This is a genomic window from Palleronia aestuarii (assembly GCF_003253995.1).
Classification (GTDB): Bacteria; Pseudomonadota; Alphaproteobacteria; order Rhodobacterales; family Rhodobacteraceae; genus Palleronia; species Palleronia aestuarii.
Window position 1 is genome coordinate 1 of sequence record NZ_QKZL01000002.1, and the last position, 25,199, is coordinate 25,199.

General features: G+C 65.3%; 24 protein-coding genes. 13 read left to right on the forward strand and 11 right to left on the reverse strand.

The features are described 5' to 3' along the window. The 9 genes from LX81_RS02155 to LX81_RS02195 all read right to left on the reverse strand — a co-directional run. On the reverse strand, window positions 1-287 hold a 287-nt coding region (locus LX81_RS02155), incomplete at its 3' end, for a transposase (protein WP_211322691.1). Between the two features lie 566 nt (window positions 288-853). Beyond that, window positions 854-1,420 carry a VPLPA-CTERM sorting domain-containing protein gene (locus tag LX81_RS02160; RefSeq protein ID WP_111535658.1) on the reverse strand — a complete coding sequence of 189 codons (567 nt, stop codon included), beginning with the start codon at window positions 1,418-1,420 and terminating at the stop codon, window positions 854-856. A 90-nt stretch (window positions 1,421-1,510) separates the two neighbouring features. Further along, window positions 1,511-2,059, reverse strand: coding sequence for a PEP-CTERM sorting domain-containing protein (locus LX81_RS02165; RefSeq protein ID WP_111535659.1), 549 nt, complete (start codon window positions 2,057-2,059; stop codon window positions 1,511-1,513). A gap of 556 nt (window positions 2,060-2,615) precedes the next feature. Further along, window positions 2,616-3,095 (reverse strand): phage terminase small subunit P27 family, encoded by a 480-nt coding sequence (locus tag LX81_RS02170; RefSeq protein ID WP_111535660.1) that lies wholly within the window; start codon window positions 3,093-3,095, stop codon window positions 2,616-2,618. A 116-nt stretch (window positions 3,096-3,211) separates the two neighbouring features. Next, a complete protein-coding gene (locus LX81_RS02175; protein WP_111535661.1) occupies window positions 3,212-4,390 on the reverse strand; it encodes a phage major capsid protein in 1,179 nt (392 codons plus the stop codon). Next, complete coding sequence (locus tag LX81_RS02180) at window positions 4,387-5,058, reverse strand: HK97 family phage prohead protease (protein ID WP_111535662.1); 672 nt, start codon at window positions 5,056-5,058, stop codon at window positions 4,387-4,389. The genes LX81_RS02175 and LX81_RS02180 overlap by 4 nt, the downstream gene beginning before the upstream one ends. 154 nt (window positions 5,059-5,212) lie before the next feature. Then, entirely contained in the window at window positions 5,213-5,455 is a 243-nt protein-coding gene (locus tag LX81_RS02185) for a hypothetical protein (RefSeq protein WP_111535663.1), read from the reverse strand. A gap of 173 nt (window positions 5,456-5,628) precedes the next feature. Then, window positions 5,629-6,897 carry an AAA family ATPase gene (locus tag LX81_RS02190; RefSeq protein ID WP_234822458.1) on the reverse strand — a complete coding sequence of 423 codons (1,269 nt, stop codon included), beginning with the start codon at window positions 6,895-6,897 and terminating at the stop codon, window positions 5,629-5,631. Beyond that, window positions 6,894-7,286 carry a hypothetical protein gene (locus LX81_RS02195; protein ID WP_111535664.1) on the reverse strand — a complete coding sequence of 131 codons (393 nt, stop codon included), beginning with the start codon at window positions 7,284-7,286 and terminating at the stop codon, window positions 6,894-6,896. The genes LX81_RS02190 and LX81_RS02195 overlap by 4 nt, the downstream gene beginning before the upstream one ends. An 815-nt stretch (window positions 7,287-8,101) precedes the next feature. Here LX81_RS02195 and LX81_RS02205 point away from each other — a divergent pair. The 9 genes from LX81_RS02205 to LX81_RS02245 all read left to right on the forward strand — a co-directional run bounded on the left by LX81_RS02205 (window position 8,102) and on the right by LX81_RS02245 (window position 19,623). Then, window positions 8,102-10,405 (forward strand): molybdopterin-dependent oxidoreductase, encoded by a 2,304-nt coding sequence (locus LX81_RS02205; RefSeq protein ID WP_111536004.1) that lies wholly within the window; start codon window positions 8,102-8,104, stop codon window positions 10,403-10,405. Window positions 10,406-10,815: 410 nt separating this feature from the next. After that, window positions 10,816-11,271: a MarR family winged helix-turn-helix transcriptional regulator gene (locus LX81_RS02210; RefSeq protein WP_234822459.1), complete on the forward strand. Its 456-nt coding sequence runs from the start codon at window positions 10,816-10,818 to the stop codon at window positions 11,269-11,271. An 85-nt stretch (window positions 11,272-11,356) separates the two neighbouring features. Continuing rightward, on the forward strand, window positions 11,357-12,688 hold the full coding sequence (locus LX81_RS02215) for an NAD(P)/FAD-dependent oxidoreductase (protein ID WP_111535667.1): 1,332 nt from the start codon (window positions 11,357-11,359) through the stop codon (window positions 12,686-12,688). A gap of 49 nt (window positions 12,689-12,737) precedes the next feature. Then, window positions 12,738-14,369 (forward strand): peptide ABC transporter substrate-binding protein, encoded by a 1,632-nt coding sequence (locus LX81_RS02220; RefSeq protein WP_234822460.1) that lies wholly within the window; start codon window positions 12,738-12,740, stop codon window positions 14,367-14,369. Between the two features lie 69 nt (window positions 14,370-14,438). Continuing rightward, window positions 14,439-15,389 carry an ABC transporter permease gene (locus LX81_RS02225; protein ID WP_111535668.1) on the forward strand — a complete coding sequence of 317 codons (951 nt, stop codon included), beginning with the start codon at window positions 14,439-14,441 and terminating at the stop codon, window positions 15,387-15,389. Between the two features lie 4 nt (window positions 15,390-15,393). Next, on the forward strand, window positions 15,394-16,281 hold the full coding sequence (locus tag LX81_RS02230; protein WP_111535669.1) for an ABC transporter permease: 888 nt from the start codon (window positions 15,394-15,396) through the stop codon (window positions 16,279-16,281). Then, the gene (locus LX81_RS02235; protein ID WP_111535670.1) at window positions 16,278-17,285 is read left to right on the forward strand and encodes an ABC transporter ATP-binding protein; all 1,008 of its coding nucleotides are present in this window, start codon (window positions 16,278-16,280) and stop codon (window positions 17,283-17,285) included. Before LX81_RS02230 ends, LX81_RS02235 begins: the two co-directional genes overlap by 4 nt. Beyond that, window positions 17,282-18,316 (forward strand): ABC transporter ATP-binding protein, encoded by a 1,035-nt coding sequence (locus LX81_RS02240; protein WP_111535671.1) that lies wholly within the window; start codon window positions 17,282-17,284, stop codon window positions 18,314-18,316. Before LX81_RS02235 ends, LX81_RS02240 begins: the two co-directional genes overlap by 4 nt. After that, complete coding sequence (locus LX81_RS02245) at window positions 18,313-19,623, forward strand: NAD(P)/FAD-dependent oxidoreductase (RefSeq protein ID WP_111535672.1); 1,311 nt, start codon at window positions 18,313-18,315, stop codon at window positions 19,621-19,623. The genes LX81_RS02240 and LX81_RS02245 overlap by 4 nt, the downstream gene beginning before the upstream one ends. 199 nt (window positions 19,624-19,822) lie before the next feature. Here LX81_RS02245 and betC read toward each other — a convergent pair whose 3' ends face one another. Further along, a complete protein-coding gene (gene betC / locus LX81_RS02250; RefSeq protein WP_272939469.1) occupies window positions 19,823-21,337 on the reverse strand; it encodes a choline-sulfatase in 1,515 nt (504 codons plus the stop codon). 154 nt (window positions 21,338-21,491) lie between these two features. On the opposite strand from betC, the gene LX81_RS02255 reads away from it, so the two are divergent. Further along, a complete protein-coding gene (locus tag LX81_RS02255; RefSeq protein ID WP_111535674.1) occupies window positions 21,492-22,658 on the forward strand; it encodes an alpha-hydroxy acid oxidase in 1,167 nt (388 codons plus the stop codon). Between the two features lie 3 nt (window positions 22,659-22,661). On the opposite strand, the gene LX81_RS02260 is transcribed toward LX81_RS02255, so the two are convergent. Further along, window positions 22,662-23,525, reverse strand: a complete 864-nt coding sequence (locus tag LX81_RS02260; protein WP_111535675.1) for an LOG family protein — start codon at window positions 23,523-23,525, stop codon at window positions 22,662-22,664. An 83-nt stretch (window positions 23,526-23,608) separates the two neighbouring features. Here LX81_RS02260 and dapD point away from each other — a divergent pair, with 83 nt between their 5' ends. From dapD to LX81_RS02275, 3 genes are all read left to right on the forward strand, one after another. Then, the gene (gene dapD / locus LX81_RS02265) at window positions 23,609-24,433 is read left to right on the forward strand and encodes a 2,3,4,5-tetrahydropyridine-2,6-dicarboxylate N-succinyltransferase (protein ID WP_111535676.1); all 825 of its coding nucleotides are present in this window, start codon (window positions 23,609-23,611) and stop codon (window positions 24,431-24,433) included. Window positions 24,434-24,530: 97 nt separating this feature from the next. Further along, the gene (locus LX81_RS02270; RefSeq protein ID WP_111535677.1) at window positions 24,531-24,785 is read left to right on the forward strand and encodes a GlsB/YeaQ/YmgE family stress response membrane protein; all 255 of its coding nucleotides are present in this window, start codon (window positions 24,531-24,533) and stop codon (window positions 24,783-24,785) included. 70 nt (window positions 24,786-24,855) lie between these two features. Beyond that, window positions 24,856-25,182: a DUF8846 family protein gene (locus LX81_RS02275; RefSeq protein ID WP_234822461.1), complete on the forward strand. Its 327-nt coding sequence runs from the start codon at window positions 24,856-24,858 to the stop codon at window positions 25,180-25,182. The last annotated feature ends 17 nt before the right edge of the window (window positions 25,183-25,199 follow it).

Below are 25,199 nucleotides of genomic sequence, written 5' to 3' on the forward strand. Positions count from 1 at the left end.
AGCGTCGAGTAGTCCGGCACCGACCAGTCGAGCCCCATGAGCTTCAACAGGCTCGCCACGAAGCCCGTTGTCTGGCGAAGCGGCAGGCCGAACAGCACCTTGATGGTCAGGCACGCTTGGATCGCCGCGTCCGAGAAGGTTTGCTGCCGCCCCTGCTTGCCCGAAGGCGCCGCGTGCCAAGCCATGCCCGGGTCGAACCAGACCGTCAGAGACCCGCGCTCACGCAGCGACGCGTTGTAACTCGACCAGTTCAGGGTGCGGCAACGGGTGGGCGCAGGCTTGGACATGCCGGACAGCTATGTCGCTGGACTCACGATGTGAATCCCACGCAGGCTTTCTGCAACAAGGCCCCTTCAACGCACAAATGTACCGAAGCCCTGTTGCTGGTTCATTATAGGAGACTCGGCACCAGTTGGGTCGATCAGCAATCCATAAGCCATTTTGAAGAGCCATAGGTATAATCGTTAGGTGATGGTGCTCCAAATGATCGCCGTGAGTTGCTAAAATATGGCGAGTTGTATCCATCGATAGGAGAATCTGACCGGTTTTTTGGCTGAGATGCCGCCTGGCCTGATTTATGACCTTGCCAACTACGACTTCAGCAATCTGCCCCGATAGCAGCATCGCAACGGTTTCAAGATCAACTCGCACATCATCAATATCCGCGAAAACAGATACCCTTCAATCGTGCATCGATGGCAAAAGCTATGAGCCTCAGTCCCGCATCGCGGCGCCATCGAGGATAGGAACCGCGGTAAAATGGGATTAATCATCTTAGAGGAAACTTAAGCGTGTCCGATGAACAGCATGGCGAGGAGCAATCGTAGCGCCCCGCCTCCGCCAATTTCCCTACCTAAGAGGAACGCCGCCGTGCGACCCAACCGGCCCCGGCCAAGGCTACCAGTAGGAGCGGCATCGCGCCAGGCAACGGTACCGGGGCCACGTCCGTCATCTCGGGCAGGCCATCTACCGACCAGGACAGCACGTCATACTTGATCGAATCGAACAGGTCGCCATTACTGCCCTCTGGCAGTATTGTCGTCTGAATAAAGATCTCGCCCGTGCCATCGGCCTCCAAGTCGTAAGAGTAGGCGCTGTCGTCGTCCGGCATGATGTAAGCAAAGAGTGCGCCCGTCGAGAGATCGACTTCGTATTGCTCTCGAGCGCGGCTAAAGCCATTCTCTTCGAAGTACCCCGTATCGCTATCTACCATGACCGGCAGAATTAAGTCCACAATTTCACCAACTACCGGACCAGTGTATTCGCTGTTCGGGTAGATCGACGGGTCCACGCCGCTGGTCGTGGCCCGATACCCCTCCGTGACCTCTGCCGTAATGTTGTAGGTCAGATTAATCGTCGCTGCGCTTGCAGTTCCGCCAAACGCCGCCGCTGCAACGGCAATCATCGCAAAATTCCGCATAACTTACTCCCGAGAATACGCCCGCAATCAGAACACGGATGAAGGAAAAAGCGCAGCGGGCCGCATACGCAATCTCCCAGTTCTGCTAGTTCAGGAAAGGCGTCGCCGTGCGACCCAACCGATGCCCGCGAGTCCGAGCGCAAGAAGCGGCATGGAAGCAGGCAAGGGGACGGGGGCCACTTCCGCCATGTCCGGGAGGCCGTCAACCGACCAAGACAAGACGGTGTATCCGGTAAAGTCGGTTATAAAATCTCTTGGATTTGTTTGGAAAAACACGGACCCAAAGCCGTCGGCGTTCAGGGTGTATTCCCTGAGATCCTCATAATCTTCTAGAATGTAAGCGCTCAGCGCACCCGTCATAAGGTCAACCGTGATGTATTCGCGGTCTCCCAAATCTGCGCGACTGTACCTGCCGGTTACATCGTCAACGCTGACATTTAACGGGAGATCGACGATCTCGCCGACAGGCAGACCTGGGTAAAAGCTGTTCGGGTACTCGGGGTCATCGGGATCACCGTAGGGGCTGTCCCGCTCGCCGAGCGTCACCTCCGCCGTGATGTTGTACGTCAGATCGACCATTGCGGCCTGCGCCGCCCCTGCGAGCATCACCGCACCCGCTGCCATCGTCAGTATACGCATACCGTTCTCCTAGTTACCTAATGTGCCGACCGTGGCGAATGGTTAACGATTTGAAAAGAGGCGGCGCACACTCTCACGCTTCATTCACGGGTCCACCGTAGCACGGCCTTCCTTCCGTGTAGTGCGCCGACAGCACCAGGCCGCCCCGTTGGCTCTACGATGGCCCCTAGAGGCGCGGAGAGAGCGCGTATGTCGTCCTGCGGGGTGTGCAGACGGTAGGCGTCCACGGTCTGCCCGCAGGTGTCACACGTGGCGATCATGTCAGCCCTTCACCCTGTACCGTTTGCCAACGAATAATCGACCCAATTCTGTCCTGCTGACGCCCTGCGCCCTCGGTAGGGCGGTGCATGATCGACACCAGTCTTCACGTCAACGGGGCTATTTGGACCGGCATCTACGCGTCGGGAGTCGCGCTTGCCGTTCTGAGCACAATAGCTCGATGGTGGAAGCGTCGATGAATGCGGAAGCCAAATGCATCAGGCGAAGGGCATCCGAGCGCGCGCTGCCCGATGGGCGGTGAGCTTCTGAAGCAGTTGGAGCCATCGAAACGGAGCTTCTAACTCCTGACCACGTGATCATCGAGAGCGGCAAACGGATTTCGCCCCTTTGGCGCTTGGGCGCTTACCTTGGACCGGGCTGCAGGGGTCAGGCCGAACTCAGCAAGCAGCGACTGCGCATGCCGCATTGCCTCATTCCGCATCCCGACTTCCGGCCGCGCCCGGTACATCACATCACCCGCGATGTTCGTGGTCTGATACGTTCTGCCAGCATCCTCGATGATTGCCGTCATCAGTTCGATTTCCTCCAATCGGCTGGCAAGCATCGCGAGCACATGAACGTCATCGGTGGACGCAATCCCCATGCCTTCGAGGATGGCGGATGTTGTCGCGAAGATCTCGGCTGCTCTGTCGGATAGCCATTCCGGTGGAACGGTAACACCCGGATTCGGCGACGGAGCGTCCGCGTTCGAGCGTCGCGGTTCGAGGGTTCCGGTCAGCACCTTTAGATGATCAGGCTTTCGCTTTCGTCCTGGCATGTCACACCTCTTGCGAGCGGTTCGCAAAACTGCCTTCATTCTGCCCGCGTATGAAATCAGCGGGCCGCTGGTCCTCTAAAACTGTCGCCTCAGAGTTTCCGGCGGCCCCCCGGTGATCACGCGGCAATCCCGAACTCACCGTAAGTCAACGCAAGCGGTTGCTTCACCGCCAGGGCGATCCGTTCCTCCGCAAGAACGGTGACCAAGTTGCGGGTGAAGTCGTCGTTCACGTAACCAACTTCGACGCGCGGCTGCCATCTGTCATAGAGCGTGGCGGCGCTCGCGAACGATCCGACGAGGAACGTATCGACGGCCATTGCCTGAGTTGCGACGACCGGCAAACCGAACAGCATTGGCGTCACCTCGGTTTGCGGATTGCCCAGGATGTACTTACCATCGGCATCCTTGAGGAGCCGCATCCGCATCCAGTCGCTCGGGTGCATCACGATCCCATCCGGGATGAAGTCAGTCAGCGCCGTTTGGAGCATGGCCGATCCGATAGTGTCGAGCGGGCTGGCGCTTGCTCCGATTGCAAGAGGATCGGCGAAGGCCGTCGCGCTCGGGATCAGGCCCAACAGGTTCGCCGCCGAACCGTCGCCCAGGAGAATTTGAGTTTCCTCCGATAGGGAAAGGCCATAGCGCAACTCCACGTCGATCAGATCGCGGAGCTGTGGCGCATCCTCGAGAATTTGCCGGGACGCCTTGATCCAATGCGCGATGACTTCGGCCGAGGTGGTCTTCAGCTCCAGCGTCATATCGCTTTCAGGCTTCAACGCACCTTCCATCACCGTCGCAGCGGAACCCGGTCGTGTGAGTTGATTGACGTACTCGACGCTGCCGCTGGAGATGCTGATCACTCCCAGAAGGTCGCGGATCGTCAGGCGGCGTTTCGGCAGCATGGAGATTGCGTCGCGCTGCAGAACATTGAGCGTCCCCGCCGAGGCGGGATCGGACGTGATCGCCTTGACGTTCAGTTGCACCTTTCCGCTGTTCGTGTTTGCCAAGTCGCGAAGATCGCCCTCGCGGGATTTGGTGAACTCCTGGCCCCAGGTCATTGGTTCAGGCGTGCCGCCAAAGAACCCCTTTGGTCTGGACGTCTTCGTCTCGATGGTGTCGAGCCGCGCGTCGATCCCCGCGATTTCGTCAGACGCCTTCTGCAAACGTTCCTTGGTGGCATCGGCCATGTCGCCGATCTTGCGCGCCAGGATGTCGAAGGGATCGCCCGCGTCTTTCTTGCGCAGGTGATCGCCCGCGGCCTTCAGTGCGGCCAGGCCGCGCTTATCGTGATAGGTCATAACTGCCTCATTGATTGAATGGCGCGGTCAATTGCTTGCGCCACGTGTTGAGCCTTCTCGTGGGTTTCGTCGCCCGACAGAGCGTGCCAGCCCCCGGCTGCGAAGCGGGCCGCAGCCTTCTTCGACAGTCCGCATTCTCGCAACATGTCGATTGCCTCGGCCTTGGAGCCGAGAGCCTTCACGCCGCTGATCCTTGCCAGTGGATTGGCCGGGACCGTCACGACGCTGATCTCCAGAACCTCGACTTCCTTCAGGTGGAAGACGCCTTGCCCGACGTACTCGCGCCCACCCTCGGGAACGGTGAAGCCGATGGACAGGCCCCCGGCATCACCGGCTTTGACGTGCTCGTAGGCTTCGCGCCCGCCGTCCGTGGAGAGGTTTAGAACGCCTTCGACGTGAAGGCCCTTGCTGTCCTCCTGCATGGCCGTCCAGCGACCTATGGGGCGCTCCTGCATGTGTGCCCAAAGCATCACCGGCATGTCGCCATCTGGCGCAGTCTTAAGGCTCAGGGACTTCGTGAAGGCCCCAGGCAGCACGACATCTGAGTGCCGGTCGGGAACCCCGCCGAAAGTGGAGGCGTAGCCTTCGATCCGCCCTTGCGAGGACGCCTTCACTTCGAGCGAAGATGCCGGGGCGGTGATAAGATGATTGAGGTATTTGGAGGTCATTGCTTCGATCCGCTGAATACGAAAACAGGAAGCCCGAGGGCCGCTGATCTGTCCGTTCGCTTCGTGCCCGGTATGGTCGCCGGTGCGGTCGAAGGTGAATCGGCGGGCCAGCCGCTCAATTCCCCAGTAGGGGTATCATTATACCCCATTGAAGTCAATGACATTTGGCTGCCCGCTTCTTGTCGAGATGGGCGAACGCACCGCCTTCGATGTTGTCGGCCGTCCGTCGAAACAGCTCGGCGGTCTGCTCGGGGCCAATATCAAAGTACGCCTGGGCTGCGCTGTAGGTCAGCAGGCGATCGAGGATCATCGGGACGCTCGCGCCGCTTTCCTGCATCATGGTCGCGGCTCTGGCGACGATCGTGTCGCAGAGAGATTTGGCTTCGTGGTCAGTCATCGGTTCGGTCCTTCAAGCTCAGTTTCTCGCTGTTCATTTGCGCTACCCTCGTGCGGCCACAGGTGATGCGCGCCACCCCCACCCCCCCGTAGGGGGTGGGGGTGGTGGCGCACCTGTTTTGAGGTGGTTCGCGCTACCCTACGCTACCCATGTTTCGGGGGTGGTGGCGCAGGTCATTCCGTTGCCCATTCGTCCACCTCCAAGCCCTTCCGGGTGCGTCTCTGCGGGCCAGGAACTTCGACCCGCTTCAGCGCTCCACTTGCCTCCCAGGTTGCCAGAACCTTGCTGATGCGCTTGCAGTCGGCGGTCACGTTCCAGCCGAGGACATCGGCCACGATGACACCCGCCCAATCGTCTTTCGTCTGCCAGTCAGCACCGGGCGCATTGCCTTCGTCGTGCCTCTTCTGGACCGCATGTTGCACCGCTAGAAGGTCGGCAGTCGTCACCCCGTCGAAGGTGTCGGGCCAGTTCCAGGCTTCAGCCACGCCCACGCTGTCACCGTTTCCCAGCTCAACGGATGCCATGCGTCGCCAAACCCGTTTGCCAGCGGGCGCGAGGTTTGACTTGTCGCGTGTGACTGCGAAGTAGGTCGCAGGGTCGTCCTTGACGCCTGCTTCCGCCTTCATCTCGTCCGTCATCTTGTTAAGCACCCGACCCGAACGAGCGGCGGCAAGGAGGGCCGTGGCACCCCTGCCGCTTTCGGTCGTCAGCTCTTCGCCGTTCGCCTTGCGGGTGTGGTGAACCAGCTCAATGGCGCAGTTACAGCGATCGGCAAGCCGCGCCCATTCCTTCGCAACCTTGTCGATCGCGCCGTTGTCGTTCTCGCTGACCTGATGCGAGGACACGAACGGATCGATGATCAGCACGTCAATCTCTCGCGCTTCGATCTCCCGCCGCAGGTCGTCGAGGACTGGAGCGAGGATTTGAACGCCCTCCCGCGTCTGGATCGCGGTACAAAGCTCGCGCTCCCGTCCGGTGTCGAGAAAAAGTCGCCCTTTGATATCCTCGGGTGCCACCTGGTGATGAAGCACCGCAGCGATGACGCGTCGTTCCAACTCGTCGCGTGGGTCTTCGAGGTTAAAAATCCAAACCTTCAGCCCTTGCGCAGTCCAGTCTCCCAAGAGGTCGCGCCCTGAGGCCATCGCCAGCGCCTCGCAGATCGTCATGGACGACTTGCCGACGCCACCGGGGGCCACAGTCACGCTGACCTGTCGGCGCAACAGGTGGCGCCCATAAAGCCACGGGCGGGGCGGGATGGTCGAAGGTTCGCGCCACATGAAAGGCGTGGGAAGCTGTTCTTGACGCTTCTCCGGCTCGCTGCCTTCGTCCCGGCATACTTCCACAGGTGGCATCGGTGGGCCATCGTCGCAGGGCACGAGATTCCGTCCCCAGAAGTCGTCGCACTCCTTCATGCGGCGATCGATCTCGGTAAAGGCGTTCATGCCGCATCCCTCCCGCGCGTCGCGTCGAGAAAATCGGCTTGCTCCTTCGGCGAAAGGCGATTGAACGTAACCCAGGCGTAGGCCCGTAGCTCGTCATCGGTTGCCATGTTGGCCCAAAGCGCCGCCTCGTCGTGATCGTCAGTAAAGGCCACTCCGGGCGTTCCTGCGCCGCCTAGAACAGTATTCGTCACCTGCCGTATCTGCTCAGGATCAAGGGCGGTCAGCGCTGCCCAGGCAAGGCCCAGGCGACCGCGATCGGAAAGACGCGCGAGGATCAACGCCGCGAAACGCTGCCATCCGTCGAAGTCGCCCAGCGTCAGGCTGTAGCCGATCATCCGCGCCACACTTTTGTGCGCGGGGTTCATCAGTTTTGAGAGGGTCGAAGTCATTCGCCCGCCCTCCCAGCATGGACGGCCTTATGGTGCTTGCGGCAGAGCCACCGGACGGCCAGCGGCTTGCTGTAATCATCGTGGTGCCCGTCCGTATGGGGATGGCCGCACATCTCGCAGGGCTGACGCTCTACCAATCCACGCCGCAGCCCCGAACGAAGCGAAGCGTGCGCCCAGGTCTTCAAGGGATTCCGGTCGCGCCATGCGGCTTGGCGAGGAAATGCTTTCCCGACATGGCGTGAGGTGATATCTTTTGCGGGCAGCTCGCCAGCTTTGCTATTCGCCCCGGTCGCGGTTGCCGCCGCACCGGGGTTTTGCTTTGCCGAATCGGGCCCTGCTACGATCCTTTACGATCCTGCGACCCTAAGATACTGTTATTGAATGGAACCCGAGTCCTCTCCTGGGCACCACGGGTTTCCCCAATGATTCATATCGTTTACGGACCCGTCGCGGCAAGGTGCATACCGACTCTTGGTCATCTTGGGCAAACGGCGTCTTTCTCCCGAGCGGAACGTCGTAAGCTACATGGCCAAGGGCAGACGTTGGCCGGGGCGGGCACTGCAACGAAATCCTGACCGATATCCCCTCGCGGCCGCCGCGCATCAGGCTCTCGAGCACGCGCGGCACGAGCTGTCCTTGCCCCGAACTTGCGGTTCTCATCCCCGGATCGCCATGTCCGGCACAGCGACCGGCGCCTGGCGCGAACATCTCCCCCGCGCACTTCACCACCCATCGGAGGGATTTTTCAATCGGCCGCTGGCGGCCATCGCACGCGATGGTATTGGACGGAGATGACGAAGAAGGGGACGGCATCGATGGCACGAGACGAGAAGGACGCCGGGCTGCCGCACAGCTCGCATTGGGGGCGCTTCGACGGGCGACTACTGGACGACGGGCGCCTCGACGTCCGGGCACACCCCGACGATCCGGATCCATCTCCGATCCTCGGGAACTTCACGGATGCATTGCGTCACCGGGCGCGGATCGCACGCCCCGCCGTCCGGCGCGGCTGGCTAGAGGATGGCCCGGGCCCGGACGATCGGCGCGGTCGGGACGCCTATGTCGAGGTTCCCTGGGACGAGGTGCTCGACCGGGTGGCCGGAGAGCTCGAAAGGGTCCGAGACGCCCATGGCCCGCAATCCGTCTTCGGCGGCTCCTACGGCTGGGCGAGCGCGGGGCGGTTCCACCATGCGCAGAGCCAGCTTCACCGGTTCCTCAACACCGCACTCGGCGGCTATGTCCGCTCCGTCGGCAGCTACAGCGCCGGTGCCTCGACCTTCCTCCTGCCGCATCTGATGGGCTCGTACGAGGCGATCTCGCGCCACAACGTCACCTGGGAACAGATCGCGCAGCATACCGACATGATCCTCGCCTTCGGCGGCATGGCGGTGAAGAACTCGAACATCGCGGCGGGCGGGATCTCCAAGCATATCGAGCGTGGCATGATGGCGCGTGCGGCCTCGCGCGGCGCGCGCTTCGTAAACGTGAGCCCGCTCCGGGGTGACTTCCCGGCGGAGGCACGGGCGGAATGGATCGCTCCCACGCCCGGCACCGACACCGCGATGATGCTGGCCATGATGCACGTGCTCGATGCGGAGGATCTCGCGGATAGGGCGTTTCTCGAAAGCCATTGCGTCGGCGCGGACCGACTTCTCGCCTATGTGAGGGGCGAAGCTGACGGGACGGCCAAGACGCCCGACTGGGCGGCGACGATCACCGGTATCGACGCCGCAACGATCACGGGGCTCGCGCGCGATGCGGCGCGGGGCCGTACGCTCGTTACCGTCGCACATTCGCTGCAGCGTGCCGAGCACGGCGAGCAGCCCGTCTGGGCCGGGCTGGCCCTTGCCGCGATGCTGGGCCAGATCGGAGCTCCGGGCGGCGGCTACAATTACGCGCTCGGATCGCTTGGCCATACGGGCCGGGTGCCGGTGGGCCTGCCGTTGCCCACGCTCTCGCAGGGCCGGAACGGCGTCTCGGCGTTCATCCCGTGCGCGCGGATCGCCGACATGCTGCTCGATCCCGGTGCGTCGTTCGACTTCAACGGCGCGACGATGGCCTATCCCGACATCCGCCTCGTCTATTGGGCGGGGGGCAATCCGTTCCATCACCACCAGGACCTCAGCCGGCTTGCGCGCGCCTTCGCGCGCGTGGAAACGCTGATCGTGCAGGACTTTGCCTGGACGGCGAGCGCGCGGCATGCCGATATCGTCCTGCCGGCCACGATGAGCCTCGAGCGGGAGGATATCGGCGCGGCGAGCACCGATACGCGGATCGTGGCCATGCGGGCCCTTTCCACACCCTTTGCGGAGGCGCGCGACGATTACCGGATCTTTCGCGGCCTCGCGGAGCGGATGGGGTGCGATGCCGAGTTCAGCGAAGGCCGCGATACCGAGGGCTGGCTGCGCCATCTCTACGAGACGACCCGCGCGGCGCTGGAGGCCGGGGGCCACGCGGCTCCGGATTTCGACGCCTTCCGCGCCGCGGGCGAGATCGCGCTCCCCAATCCTGTCGATGACGGAGGATTGCTCCGGGCATTCCGGACCGACCCGGTCGCCCATCCGCTCGCCACGCCCTCCGGTCGGATCGAGCTTTTTTCCGAGACGATCGACGGGTTCGGCTATCCCGATTGCCCTGGCCATCCGGCCTGGCTCGAGCGCGAGGAAGTGCCGTCCGCGGAATATCCGCTCTGGCTCGTCTCCAATCAGCCGGCCTCGAGGCTCCACAGCCAGCTCGATTACGGCGCCGCCTCGCAGGCCGCCAAGCGGCAGGGTCGGGAGGTCGCCTCTCTCAATCCCGCCGATGCGCGAAACCGAAATATCTCCGACGGGGAACTCCTGCGGATCCGGAGCCCGCGCGGCGCCTGCCTTGCCGCGGCCAAGGTCGACGACGCGGTCGCGGCGGGCGTCGTCAACCTTCCGACCGGCGCCTGGTACGACCCGATCGAGATCGACGGGCAACGGATCTGCCGACATGGCAATCCCAATGCGGTGACCCGCGATGCGGGCACGTCGCGCCTCGGACAGGGCTCCACCGGACAGCTCTGCTGCGTCGAGGTCGAACGCTGGGACGGACCGATCGACGATATCCGCGCCTTTGATCCGCCAGTCACGGGGTGATCGGGACGCGACAGGTTTCGGGAGAGCGGCATCGACGGGGCTCGGCGCAAGAGCGCGGCTGCCTCTCTCTGGAACCCGTCGCAGCATCTGTCTGCCAAGCCTAGTCGGTACAAGGACGACCTGGACCAATCCTAGGCGGATAGGGCGTCGAACATTCATTTTTTAGGCCCGGAACCTTTGGGCGTGATACGTCTCAAAGCCCGCTACCAAGATCGATTAGTTTCGCGGCATCTCTGATCATTCGCTGCGCGGGCGCCCACACGAGAAGACGACGAATCGATTGGGCCTGCGACGATCCAGGTTTCCCTAGGGAAAGTTGTATTTGACAATCATCGATCGTTCATCACAGGCTCGTTAGGATGAACGAGGTCGCGAAATCTTCACCGAGTAGTGAGACGAGCCTGAGGCGATTGGCCCCGGACGATCTCGACGTGCTCGAGAACCTTCTCAGCTTCTACATGCGCGCAGTGACCCATACCCTCTCGCGGGATCTCGATGCGCGTCTGGCGGGGCTCGAGGTCGCGAAGGGAACCGGCAAGATCACCGCGCTCCTCCTCATCGACTCCCACCCCGGGATCCGCGCATCGGCCATCTCCGAGGCGACGTTGCGCGACCGTCCGTCCATGAGCAGGCTTCTGACCCATCTCGAGGCGGTCGGGCTGATCGAACAGCGTGTCGAGCCCGGCGAGCGTCGCGCCCGCGGCCTCTACATCACCGCGCGCGGCCATGCGGTCTCGCAGGAGGTCCGCAAGATCACCAGGGCGCAATCTACGGAGTTCTTCGCGGTACTAGACGAAGACGACCAGTCTCATCTCATGCGAATCACCCGCAAGCTCTATCACCATATCCGGGAGGGGCTCGCATGATCGCGGCGCTGCGCCTGCCCGCTTGCGCGAATGGCTGCGCGATCCTCCGCCTCGCCTCACGTCCTGTCCCCAAGGAGAATTCCTGATGCCCGGTCCCGAACCCGTCCCGGTCCACGGAGATGACACCCTGCCCTCCCGCGTCGACGTGGTCGTCATCGGCGGCGGCATCATCGGCTGTTCGACCGCACTCGAACTCTGCGAGGCGGGAAAGTCGGTGGCGATCTGCGAGAAGGGCGGCATTGGCCACGAACAATCGACCCGCAACTGGGGCTGGGTCCGCCTCTCGCGCCGCGATCCGAGGGAAGTCCCCCTGATGGTCGACGCATTGCGTCAATGGGACGGCCTCGCGGCGCGGGTGGGCACGGATCTGGGCTATCGCCGGACGGGCATCTCCTTCGTGTGCCGAACCGACGAGGATGTCGAGAATCACCGTCGCTGGCAGCGGCATCTGGAGCCCTTCCAGATCCCCTCGCGAATCCTCTCCCGGTCCGAGCTCGAGGAAATGGCGCCCGGCGGGGAGATCGACGGCAAGGGCGCGCTCTACACGCCACAGGACGGCCGCGCGGAACCGCAGAAGGCGGCGCCCGCCATCGCGGAAGCCGCCCGCGCGAAGGGGGCCGCGATCCTCACGAACTGCGCCGTGCGGGGAGTGGAGACGAAGGGCGGGGCCGTTTCGGGCGTGATCACCGAACGCGGCAGCATCGCCTGCGACGCGGTCGTGGTCGCGGGCGGTGCGTGGTCGAACCTCTTTTGCGGCAACATCGACATCGACCTGCCGCAACTTGGCGTGGTGAGCCATGTGCTCAGGACCGATCCGGTGAACGGCGGCCCCGAAGGCGCGATGTGGACGAACCGCTTCGCGATCCGCAAACGCCAGGACGGCGGCTACACCCTCTCGCGTGGATCGGGCAACACGGTCGACATCGTTCCGAATTCCTTCCGCTACGCGCGGAAGTTCTTCTCCGCCCTGAGGATGCAGCACCGCGACCTGCACCTGCGCTTCGGCCGGCGGTTCTTTCACGAAGCGCGACGCAAGCGGCGCTGGCGGATGGATGAGACGAGCCCGTTCGAACAGGAACGCGTCCTCGACCCGACCCCGTCGCCGCGGATGCTGAACGACCTGATGGGGGAGGCCTCCAAGGTCTTCCCCGCGCTGAAGGGCGCGCGCGTCGCCCAGAGCTGGGCCGGGTGCATCGACGTGACGCCCGACGCGGTTCCCGTGATCTCCGCCGTCGACGGGCGGCCGGGGCTGCATATCGCAACCGGGTTCTCCGGCCACGGCTTCGGCATCGGGCCGGGAGCGGGCGGGCTGATGGCGGATCTGGTCCTCGGACGGACGCCACGGGTCGATCCGCACGCGTTCCGCTTCTCCCGCTTCACCGACGGGAGCCGCGTTGCTCCCGACGAAGGTTTCTGAACGGCCCGGCAAGAGGCCGCCCTCCCAAGTTCAACAGATGGAGACGATGATGATAGGCAATCTGACCCGACGCGGAATGTTGAAGACCGGCGCCGCGGGACTGACGATGATGATCTCCTCGGGCGCCGCGCAGAGGCTTTCCGCGCAGGACGGCGGGGGGCAGGTGACCATCGGCTTCTCGCAGGAACCCACGGTGATGAACCCGCACCTGCCGCATATCGAGGTCGACGAGGGCATCCACTTCAACCTCTTCGACCCGCTCTTCACCATCCGCACCGACGGCTCCTTCCAGCCCGCGCTCGCCCGGGAGGTCCCGACGGTCGAGAATGGCGGCATTTCGGAGGATGGCCTGTCGTGGCGGGTGCTCCTGCGGGAGGGCGTTACCTGGCATGACGGGACGCCCTTCACCGCCGAGGACGTGAAGTTCACGCTGGAGCTGCAGGCCGATCCCGCCTTCAACGCGATGCGCCGGACCGGGCACGAGCTTGTCCGCAACGTCCAGGTGGTGAACGATCACGAGATCACATGGGAGATGGAAAGCCCCTTCGCGCCCTATCCCTCGATCCTCGCCTGGACCTTTATCGTTCCCGCCCACATTCTGGGCGAGGCCGACGACCCGAACACCGCGCCCTTCAACAATTCCCCCGTGGGCACCGGCGCGTTCCAGTTCGGCGAGCGTGTGGCGGGCAATTACGTGATGCTCGAGGCCTATCCCGATTACTGGGGCGAAGGTCCGCATCTCGACCGCGCGATCTGGCGCTACATCCCCGACATGACGGTCCTCTACACGCAGTTCCGCACCGGCGACATCGACGTGATCGGGCTGCAGGGCATTCCCTTCGACCGCCTCGACCAGGCCGAAGGGCTCGACGACCGCGAAATCGTCATCGCCCCCGCGGCCACGGTGGAGAGCTTCACCTTCAACATGGAACGGCCGCAATTCAAGGATCCGGCGGTGCGCCAGGCGCTCTACCACGCGCTCGACAAGCAGACGATCATCGACGCGATCTACTACGGCATCCCGAAGCCGACCGAGACCTTCCTTCCGCTGCAATCGCCCTACGCCAAGACCGATCTCGAGACGGTCGAGTACTCCCTCGACAGGGCCCGCGAGATCCTCGACGAGGCCGGCTGGGTGCCGGGCGACGACGGGATCCGCGTCAAGGACGGCGTGCGTCTCGCCTTCACGAACTCCACCACCGCCGGCAATTCCGTGCGCGAGCAGACGCAGCAATTCGTCCAGCAGGACTTCGCCGATATCGGCGTGGAGATGACGATCTCGAACCTGCCGCCCGCGGTGATGTGGGGCGAGTACTGGATGCAGTCGCAATTCGACTCCGTGATCGTCGGCATCAACTTTCCCACCGGGGCCGATCCCGACGTATCGAACTACCTCCATTCCTCCTCGATTTCGGCACAGGGCGGCGCCGGCCAGAATACCTGGCAATACAGCAACCCCCGTGTCGACGAGCTCCTGGAGGAGGGCGGACGGCTCTTCGTTACCGACGAGCGCAAGGCGATCTACGACGAGGTGCAGCAGATCGTCCACGACGACCTGCCGTTCCTGCCGATGTTCCAGTACATGAACCTGCGCGGCCACAAGACCGGGCTCGAGGGGTTCGACCCGAACGTCAACGTGCGGATCGAGACCTGGAACGTCGCGGAATGGCGCTGGGCCTGACCGCTTCCTGAGCCTTGTATCCGACAGGGTCCGGCGCGTTCCGCCGGACCCGAGACCGGGGGATCCTCCATGGCGACTTTCCTGCTGCGGCGATTGGGGCATAGCCTCCTGCTGCTCGTTCTCGTCTCGATCATCGGCTTCGCGCTCCTGAATCTCGCTCCAGGAGGGCCGCTGTCGCAATTCGCGCTCTCGCCCGGCATGACGCAGGCCGATCTCGACCGCATCGCGGAGCAGATGGGGCTGAACCGTCCGCTTCCGGTGCAGTACCTCGACTGGGCCGGGGGGCTCTTCTTCGGCGATTGGGGGGCAAGCTTCCGCGACGGACGGTCTGTCCTGTCGGTGATCTCGGGCCATCTCTTCGCGACGCTCCTCCTGATGGCCGCCTCCACGATCATCTCCGTGGGTCTCGGCACCCTCGTGGGGGTGTTGGGCGCAACGCGGCGCTACTCGCTCTTCGACCAGCTCGCGACCGTGGGGGCGATGGTGGCGCTGTCGATCCCGACCTTCTGGTTCGGCCTCGTGGCGATCTACGTCTTCGCGCTCGAACTCGGCTGGCTGCCCGCGGGCAACATGTACACGATCGGCGACCAGAGCCTCGGCGATTACGCCATCCACCTGATCCTGCCCTCCGTCGTCCTCGCGCTCGTCAACGTGGCGATCTGGTCGCGCTACATGCGCTCCGCCATGCTCGACGTGATCGGGCAGGATTTCGTGCGCACCGCGCGGGCCAAGGGGCTGCGCTCGCAACGGGTGCTCTGGCGCCACATCATCCGCAACGCGCTCATCCCGATGATCACGCTCGCGGGGCTGCAACTCCCGACCCTCCTGTCGGGCGCGCTCGTCACCGAGACGGTGTTCACCTGGCCCGGCATGGGGCGGCTCTTCCTCGATAGCCTGAATTACAACGACTACCCGGTGGTGATGGGGATCCTCATGTTCACCGCGATCCTCGTCCTCCTGGGCAATCTCGCGGCCGACATCCTCGTCGCCGCCGTCGATCCGCGCGTGCGGCTGGAGTGATCCGATGACAGCCATTCCCGATACCAGACCGAAGATGCGGGGCGCGCGTTTCCTGCAATCGCGCGGAATGCGCCGGTTCTTCCGCCACAAGCTGGCGGTGCTCGGCCTCGCCATGATCACGCTGATCGCCGTCGCCTGCATCGTCGGGCCGTGGCTTCTGCCCCACGACATGCTGGACATCGACATCCGCGGCCGCTTCTCCCCGCCGCTGACCGACACGTACCTCTTCGGCACCGACGAGATGGGCCGCGACCTTGCCGCGCGGCTCTTCATGGCGGGGCGCGTCTCGCTGATGGTGGGTGTGGCGGCGATGGTCCTCTCCACCGTCGTGGGAACGGTGATCGGGCTTCTCGCCGGGCATTTCGGCGGCGCGCTCTCGACCGCCCTTATGCGTTTCACCGATGCCTTCCTGTGCTTTCCGCAGATCTTCCTGCTGCTCGCGCTCGCGGCCTTCCTCGAGCCCGACGCCATGATGATCACGATCATCATCGCGCTCACGAGCTGGATGGAGATCGCCCGCATCGTCGCGGCCGAGATCCGCTCGCTCAGGGAACGCGACTTCGTCACCGCGGCGCGGGTGAGCGGGGCGAGCCATGCCTGGATCATGTTCCGCGAGCTCCTGCCCAACGCCGCGGGGCCGATCATCGTCGCGGCCACGCTCACCGTCGCCCGTGCCATCCTGATCGAGGCATATGTGAGCTTCCTCGGCTACGGCATCCAGCCACCGCTTCCGTCATGGGGCAACATGCTCAACAACGCACAGCAATACCTAGACAGCGCGCCGTGGCTCGCGATTGTCCCGGGGGTCGCCATCACCCTCGCCGTCACCTCTTTCAACTTCATCGGCGACGGCCTCAGGGACGCGCTCGACGCCCGGAGCGACATGCCATGACGGAGCGTCTTCGCGTCCAAGACCTTTCGGTCCACTTCCGCTCCGAGCGGCGGGAGGTGCAGGTGGTCCACGACCTCTCCTTCACGCTCGAGGCGGGCCGCACGCTGGCGCTCGTGGGCGAGAGTGGGTCCGGAAAATCGGTGACGAGCCTCGCGCTCATGGGCCTTCTGCCGCCGCCGCCGCAATCGCGCACCACCGGCAGCGCCCTGCTCGAGGGTCGCGACGGGGCCGATCTCCTAGGCATCCCGGAATCGCGCCGCCGCAGGCTTCGCGGCGATCGCATCGCCATGATCTTCCAAGAGCCGCTGACCTCGCTCAACCCCGTTCACAGCGTCGGCGCGCAACTCGTCGAGGCGATCCGCAGCCATAGGAGCGTCTCTCGCCGCGCCGCATGGGACCGGGCGGAGGAATTGCTCGACGAGGTGGGGATCCCCGAACCTGCCGCGCGGCTCGCGAGTTTCCCCCACGAGCTCTCGGGCGGCATGCGGCAGCGGGTGATGATCGCCATCGCCCTCGCGCTGGAGCCCGACGTGCTGATCGCCGACGAGCCCACCACCGCGCTCGACGTGACGGTGCAGGCGCAGATCCTCGACCTGCTGCGCCGGGTGCAGGAGCGGACCGGCATGGCGATGCTCTTCATCACCCACGATTTCGGGGTCGTCGCCGACATCGCCCACCGCACCGTCGTCATGTATGCGGGCCGGATGGTGGAGGCGGGGCCGACGGAGGACATCCTTCGCCGCCCTCTCATGCCCTACACGTCGGGCCTCATGGCCTCCGTCCCGCTTCTCGAGACGGCCGGGACGGGGCGGAGCGAGCTCGCCACGATCGACGGGTTCGTCCCCGACCCCGCCGCGCCGCCCGCGGGATGCGCCTTCCATCCGCGCTGCGCCCACAACCGACCCGGCCGATGCGACGTGCCACCGATCGCGGTGGAGGCGCCCGCGCCCGACCGCAGCATCAGGTGCGCGCGCTGGCGCGAGCTTGCGGAGGAGGTCCGATGAGCGAGACGCCGATGATCCGCACCGTCGATCTGGCCCAGCACTTTCCCATCCGGAAGGGGCTCCCCGGCCGTCCCGGTGCGGTGGTGCGTGCCATAGACGGCGTCTCCATCGACATCCCGCGCCGGCAGGTCGTGGGCCTCGTGGGCGAGAGCGGGTCAGGCAAATCCACCTTCGGCCGCGCCGTCATGGCGCTCGATCCGCCGACATCCGGCCGGGTGGAGTTCGACGGCACGGATCTTTCGCAGCTTTCCCGCGCGGCGCTCGCCCCCTACCGGCGGCGGATGCAGATGGTGTTCCAGGACCCTTTCTCGAGCCTCAATCCCCGCATGAGCGTCGCGGAGACCCTGGGGATGCCGCTCAGGTTTCGCGAAGGCGGCGCCGGACGGTCGGAGCGGCGGGATCGCGCGGCAGAGATGCTGGAGATGGTAGGCCTTCCCCGGTCCTATCTCGACCGCTTTCCGCACGAATTCTCCGGCGGGCAGCGCCAGCGCATCGGCATCGCCCGCGCGCTGATGACCTCGCCCGATTTCCTGATGGCCGACGAGGTCGTCTCCGCGCTCGACGTCTCGGTGCAGGCGCAGGTCCTCAATCTCTTCGCCCGGCTGCAGCGGGAGATGGAGCTGACCATGCTCTTCATCACCCACGACCTTGCCGTGGTGGGCCATGTCTCCGACATCGTCGCGGTGATGTATCTCGGCCGGATCGTGGAAATCGCGCCGACGCGCGCCCTCTTCTCCGGCCCGCGGCATCCCTATACCGAGGCGCTCCTCTCCGCGGCACCCTCTCCGGTACCGGGCGGCGCGCGCAAGCGCATCATCCTCGAAGGCGACGTGCCGAGCCCGGTAAACCCGCCCTCGGGCTGTCCGTTCCGGACGCGCTGCCCCTACGCGATCGCGGCCTGTGCGGAGGACCGCCCGGCACTCGCGGCGGTCGGGCCGGATCACCGCAGCGCCTGCATCCGCACCGATCTCGACCTGATGCCCGCGACGGGCCGCCGGACGGAAGCGGCGCTCGAAGGGAGCCCCGGATGAGCCCGCGCTTCTCCCCGTTCGAGGACACGCTCTGGTCGCGCACGGCGCGTCCCGCCACGCCGCGGCCGACGCTGACGGGCGAGACGGAGGCCGAGATCTGCATCGTCGGCGGCGGATATTGCGGCCTCAGCGCGGCGCTCTTTCTCGCAGGGGCCGGGCGCGAGGTGGTCCTCCTGGAGGCTCAGGAGATCGGCTTCGGCGGGTCAGGCCGCAACGCGGGCCATTGCACACCGACCTTTCACCATCACAGTCTCGACGGCATCCGCCGCCTTCTCGGGGCGCGGCGCGGCGAGCGTCTGATCGCGCTGCAGACCGGGGCCGCCGACCGTATCGCGGGGATCGTCGCCGACCACGGGATCGACTGCGAATGGGTGCAGGATGGCTACGTCATGGCTGCGCCCACGCAAGCGGCGCTGCCCGCGCTCCGCGCCAAGAAGGAAAGCTACAACGCCGCCGGTCAGCGGACGGAGATGATTGCTCCCGAGGAGGTCGAGGCGCGGATCGGCATGCGCCACCAATCGGGCGGCTGGCTGCATCCCGGCGGGGCGCATCTCAACCCGCTGGGCTATTCCCGGGGCCTCGCCGATGCGGCGGCCTCGAAAGGCGCACGGATCCATGTCCGGTCCCCGGTGACCGAGGCGGTTCGTGAGGACGGGCGGTGGCGCATCCGTACGCCCGGCGGCCACGTGACCGCGAGAAAGCTCATCCTCGCCACCGGTGCCTATACGGAGGGCGGCTGGCCCGGCCTCGACCGGTCGTTCCGCATCCTGCGCGTGATGGTCGCGGCGACCCGGCCCGATCCGGACCTCGCAAAGGCGGCGATCCCGCAGAACATGACGGTGCATGACGGGCGCGGCAACATCCTCGTCTACAAGCGCGACGCGGCCGGCCGGATCGTCGCCTCCATGTTCCCACGCGCCTTCGGGGGAATGGAGCGGATGCGCCGGCTTCTCACCGCGCGGCTGCGGTTCCATCATCCCGTCCTGCCCGCCGATCTCGATTGGCCCGTGACCTGGACCGGGGAGCTCGACATGCAGCCGCGCACCATTCCGCGGCTCTGGCGCCTCGGAGCGGACGCCGTCGCGGTGACCGGGCTTTCGGGGCGCGGCGTACCGACGGGCGCGGTCGTGGGACAGGTTCTCACCGACTGGGTTCAGGAGGTGGCGGAGGACGATCTCGCCCTGCCCCTCGAGCCATTGGCGGCCGCGCCGCGCCACATGTCGCTCTCGCCACGCCTCGCGCTCGCCGGCTGGGAGATCCGCGACCGCCTCCGGGAGCGTCGCGCGGGCGTCGCCCGCCGCCCCTAGCGCGGAGACGGTACGCAGGCTGCGCGCCTTCGTGGTTGAGCCCGCGGAAGTCCGCTCGATGGCTCTAGCCCACGCACTCGGTCATATCGTCGTTCGGAAAGATCCCGATCACTCGCCCGTTGTCTGAACGGGGAGAGTCACGGAAAAGGATCACGGTGCCCGGGATCGCCGTCAGTCAGGCCCGCGAAGCGCCGGCGGCTCACTCTCCGCGCGGGAAGCGCTGGGATTCCTCGACCACGTTCAGATCCATGTGGTTGCGCATGTAGCGCTCGCTGGCCTTCTGCAGCGGCTGGAAGTCCCACGGGAACCGGCCGCCTTGCGACAGCGCCTCGTAGACGATCCAGCGCTTGGCCTGGCTCTCGCGGACATCCGCGTCGAAGGCATCGAGATTCCAGCGGTGCGTTGCCTCCTCCGCGAAGGCCGCCTGCGTCTCGGCATGATCGGGATCGTCCGCGAGGTTCTGCAACTCGTCTGGATCGGCCTCCAGATCGAAGAGCTGGTCGGGATCGAGCGCGCAGCGGGTGAACTTCCAGCGCCCGCGCCGGAGCGCGACCATCGGCGCCTCGCTCGCCTCCGCCGCGTATTCCATCCGCACGGGTTCGCTCCGGCGCCCGCCCGCGGCAAGCGGCAGCAGGCTCTCGCCCTGCGTCCACGGCGCGATCTCCGCCATCGAGATGCCGGCGAGATCGCAGAGCGTCGGGCAGACGTCGATCGTCGAGACCGGATCGGCCACATGCCCGGGCGCGAGACCGGGCGCGGAGATCATCAGCGGGACCCGGCTCGACCCTTCGAGGAAGCTCATCTTGAACCACAGGCCACGCTCGCCCAGCATGTCCCCGTGATCGGAGACGAAGAGGATGATCGCCTCCTGCCGCGTGCGCTCAAGCACGTCCAGGAGTTCGCCCACCTTCGTGTCGAGATAGGTGATGTTGGCGAAATAGGCGCGCCGGGAGCGGCGCACGTCCTCCTCCGAGATGTCAAAGTCCCCACAGTTCGCGGCATCGAGGATCCGGCGCGAATGCGGGTCGTGATCGGCGTAGGCCATCGGCCCCACGCGCGGGGAAAGATGCGCGCAATCGTCGTAGAGGTCCCAGAACTTCCTTCGCGCGACATAGGGGTCGTGCGGATGCGTGAAGCTCGCGGTCAGCATCCAGGGCCTGTCGTCGTGCCCGCGCGACAGGTCGTAGAGCCGGGCGCCGGCATGGAACGCGACCTCGTCGTCGTATTCCATCTGGTTGGTGATCTCGGCGACGCCGGCGCCGGTGACCGATCCCATGTTGTGGTACCACCAGTCGATCCGTTCGCCCGGCTTGCGGTAATCGGGCGTCCAGCCGAAATCCGCGGGATAGATATCGGTCGTCAGGCGGCTCTCGAAGCCGTGGAGCTGGTCGGGGCCGACGAAATGCATCTTGCCCGACAGGAAGGTCTGGTAGCCCGCGCGCCGAAGGTGATGGGCGTAGGTGGGAATCGAGGACGGGAATTCCGCGGCGTTGTCGTAGATGCCGGTGACGGATGGAAGCTGGCCCGACATGAAGGCGCCGCGCGCGGGCGCGCAGAGCGGGCTTGCCGTGTAGGCGTTCTCGAACCGCACGGAGCGTTCGGCTAGGCGCTTGAGGTTCGGAGCATGGAGCCAGTCGGCCGGGCCATCGGGAAAGAGCGTTCCGTTGAGCTGGTCGACCATGATGATCAGGATGTTCGGTCGTCTTTCAGCCACCGCGATCTCCTTCTTTCCCGCGAACGGCACTCTGGGTGGCGGGACCTCCGCCGTCAATCGCCCTGCGCGACGCGGCATTCGCGGTTTCACCCAGCACGACGATCGGCGTAGGATCGCAACGCGGCCGGGCGGGCCGTGGCTGGGGAGGTCCGCGATGAGATTGAAGGATTGTCACAACTTCCGGGATTTTCGGCGCCTCGCGGAGCGGCGCCTGCCAGGGCCGATCTTCAACTACATCGACGGCGCCGCGGATGACGAGCGGACCTATGCCCGCAACGCGGCCTCCTTCGACGAGGTCGATCTGATCCCGAACGTCCTGCGGGGCGTGGACGAGGTCGACCTGTCCGTCGATGTCCTGGGCCAGCATATCGACCTGCCGGTCTATTGCTCGCCCACCGCGCTGCAGCGGCTCTTCCACCACGAGGGCGAGCGCGCGACGGCCGCGGCGGCGGAGGCGTTCGGCACGATGTTCGGGGTCTCCTCCCTCGGGACCGTGTCGATGGAGGAGCTTGCGCGCAAGCATTCCAACCCGCAGGTCTACCAGTTCTATTTCCACCGCGACCGTGGCCTCAATCGCGCGATGATGCAGCGGGCCAAGGAATGCGGGATCAAGGTGATGATGCTGACGGTCGACAGCATCACCGGCGGCAACCGGGAGCGCGACAAGCGCACCGGCTTCTCCATTCCGTTCCGCCTGACACCCGCCGGGATGGCGCAATTCGCCATGAAGCCCGCCTGGGGGATCAATTACCTCCGCCACGAGAAGTTCTCGCTGCCGCAGCTCGACCAGCACGTGGACATGGGCTCGGGCACCGCCTCGATCGGGGATTACTTCACCAAGATGCTCGACCCGTCGATGACGTGGGACGACGTGGCGAAGATGGTGGAGGAATGGGACGGCATCTTCTGCCTCAAGGGCGTGATGGCCGCCGAGGACGCGGTCAGGGCGGCGGAGATCGGCTGCCGGGGCGTCGTCATCTCCAACCACGGCGGACGGCAGCTCGACGGTTCGCGCGCGGCCTTCGATCAGCTCGAGGAGATCGTCCAGGCGGCGGGCGACCGGCTCGACGTGATCCTCGATGGCGGCGTGACGCGGGGCACGCATGTCCTAAAGGCTCTGTCGCTCGGCGCGAAGGCCGTGGGGCTGGGACGCTACTACCTCTTCCCGCTCGCCGCGGCGGGACAGCCCGGCGTGGAGCGCGCGCTGGGTCTCATGCGCGAGGAACTCGTCCGCGGCATGCGGCTGATGGGGCGCACGCGGATCGACCAGCTCACGACCGATAACCTCAGGTTCCGCGCACCGCGGTTCCGGCCGAACTGAGCCTCACTCCCCGTCGGCCGCGTTCCGGCCCGGCACGTGCTCACGCTTCGTGCCGGCCCGTGGCCAGGTTTCGATCGCCTCCACCGCCTCCGCGGCATTCTCCACGAAACGGAAGAGCCCGAGATCGGCCTCCGCGATCGTGCCGGCCTCGGCGAGCGCACCGAAATCGATGATCGTGTCCCAAAACCTGCGTCCGAAGAGCAGGATCGGGATACGTTCCATCCGACCGGTCTGGATCAGCGTCAGAGCCTCGAACAGCTCGTCGAGCGTGCCGAAGCCGCCGGGAAAGACGCAGACCGCATTGGCCCGCATGAGAAAATGCATCTTGCGGATCGCGAAGTAGTGGAAGTTGAAGCAGAGCTCGGGCGTCACGTATTCGTTCGGCGCCTGCTCGTGCGGCAGCACGACGTTGAGGCCGATGGATTGTCCCCCGGCATCACGCGCCCCGCGATTGCCAGCTTCCATCACGCCCGGCCCGCCGCCCGTCACGATGACGTTCTCCCCGCCACCGCTCTCGAGACTCCGGAGCGTCATCAGGCGGGAGAACTCGCGCGCCTCCTCGTAGTACTGCGAAAGATCGGCGAGCGTGCGAGTGCGCGCCGCATCCTTCGCGGCCGGCTCTGGGATCCGGGCGCCGCCGAAGAGGACGATTGTCGAAACGATACCATGCTCGGCCATCACCATCTCGGGCTTCAGAAGCTCGAGCTGGAGACGCAGCGGACGCAATTCCTCGCGGCAGAGAAAATCGTCGTCGGCGAAAGCGAGCCGGTAGGCGGGCGCCCGCGTCTGCGGCGTGTCGGGAACCGTCCGGGTGCTCTCGACATCCTCCTGCGCATCGCGAAACGGCGAATTGCGGTCGTCCTGCATCGAAGCCTCGTCGATTGCGCCTTGGAGTGGCCCGCCTTATAGCCTCGGACTGCCTGAGACCAGACACAACTTGGAGTCGCTTCATGCCCCACGCCCAGCTCGAGACCGCCATCGACACCGCCTGGGAGGAGCGCGACGCCATCACCTCCACGACCGGGGGCGAGACGCGCGAAGCGATCGAGGCGACGCTCGACCTGCTCGACCGCGGGGAGCTGCGGGTGGCGGAACCCCGGGACGGCGCCTGGCACGTGAACCAGTGGGCGAAGAAGGCGGTGCTCCTGGGCTTCCGCATCCGCGACATGGAGATGCAGCCGGGCGGTCCGCAAGGCGGCGGCTGGTGGGACAAGGTCGACTCGAAGTTCGCGGGCTGGGGCGAGAACCGCTGGCGGGACGCCGGCTTCCGCGCGGTACCGAATTGCGTCGTGCGCCGCTCGGCCCATGTCGCGAAGGGGGTCGTCCTCATGCCCTCCTTCGTCAACGTGGGCGCCTACGTGGACGAGGGCACGATGGTCGACACCTGGGCCACGGTCGGCTCCTGCGCGCAGATCGGCAAGAACGTACACCTGTCGGGCGGGGTGGGCATCGGCGGCGTGCTCGAGCCGCTGCAGGCCGACCCGACGATCATCGAAGACAATTGCTTCATCGGCGCCCGCTCGGAGGTCGTGGAGGGCTGCATCGTCCGCGAGGGCTCCGTCCTCGGCATGGGCGTCTATATCGGCAAGTCCACCCGGATCGTGGATCGGGAGACGGGCCAGTCGATGTACGGCGAGGTGCCGCCCTATTCTGTAGTCGTCTCGGGCTCGATGCCGTCGAAGAACGGCGTGAACCTCTATTGTGCGGTGATCGTGAAGCGGGTCGACGCCCAGACGCGATCGAAGACCGGCATCAACGAGCTGCTGCGCGACTAATTGCAGCAGGGGCACGGAACCGGGAAAGGGGACGTACGTTTTAACGGTGATTAACACCGCCAATACGGCCGGTGCAGCGTTATACAAGGAGTCTTCCATGGGCTGGTTAGCCGCTATCATCGTAGGAGGCATCGCCGGTTGGCTTGCCGAGCAGTTCATGAAGTCCAACATGGGCCTCCTGATGAACATCGTGCTCGGCATCATCGGTGCGATCGTCTTCAACTTCATCTTCGGTACGCTTCTGGGCCTCTACGCCGCGGGTGCGAGCTTCAGCTTCGGCTATCTGATCGCGGGCTTCATCGGAGCCTGTATCCTGATCGCCATCGCGCGGGCCGTGCGCGGACGCGCCTGACGAAACCTGAGACACGCCAAGAGGGCCGCCGGGATTTACCCGCGCGGCCCTCTTGCGTATGGGCATCCCCGTGAACACGCGACATTCCATCTATACGCTGCTCGTCGAAGTCGGACGCGCGCCTAGAGACGGCCTTCCCGACGGTGCCACGGGGGCCGCGCTCATGTGCTACGCCTCCGGTATCGACGAGGCTGAGGCAGTTCGGGAAACGGTCGCGATCCTCAAGCAGGCCGACCTCTCGCCGCTCGACGTGACGGGATACGGCACGCTCGAGGAACGGCTTGCCGATGGACACGACATCGATACGGAGGAACGGGCGCTGATGGATCGCGCACTCGCGGAGAATTCCGTGATCGTGGCTCAGTTGACGCCCTTCTTCGAGCCGCCCGGCACATGACCATCCCCCCGGCAAGC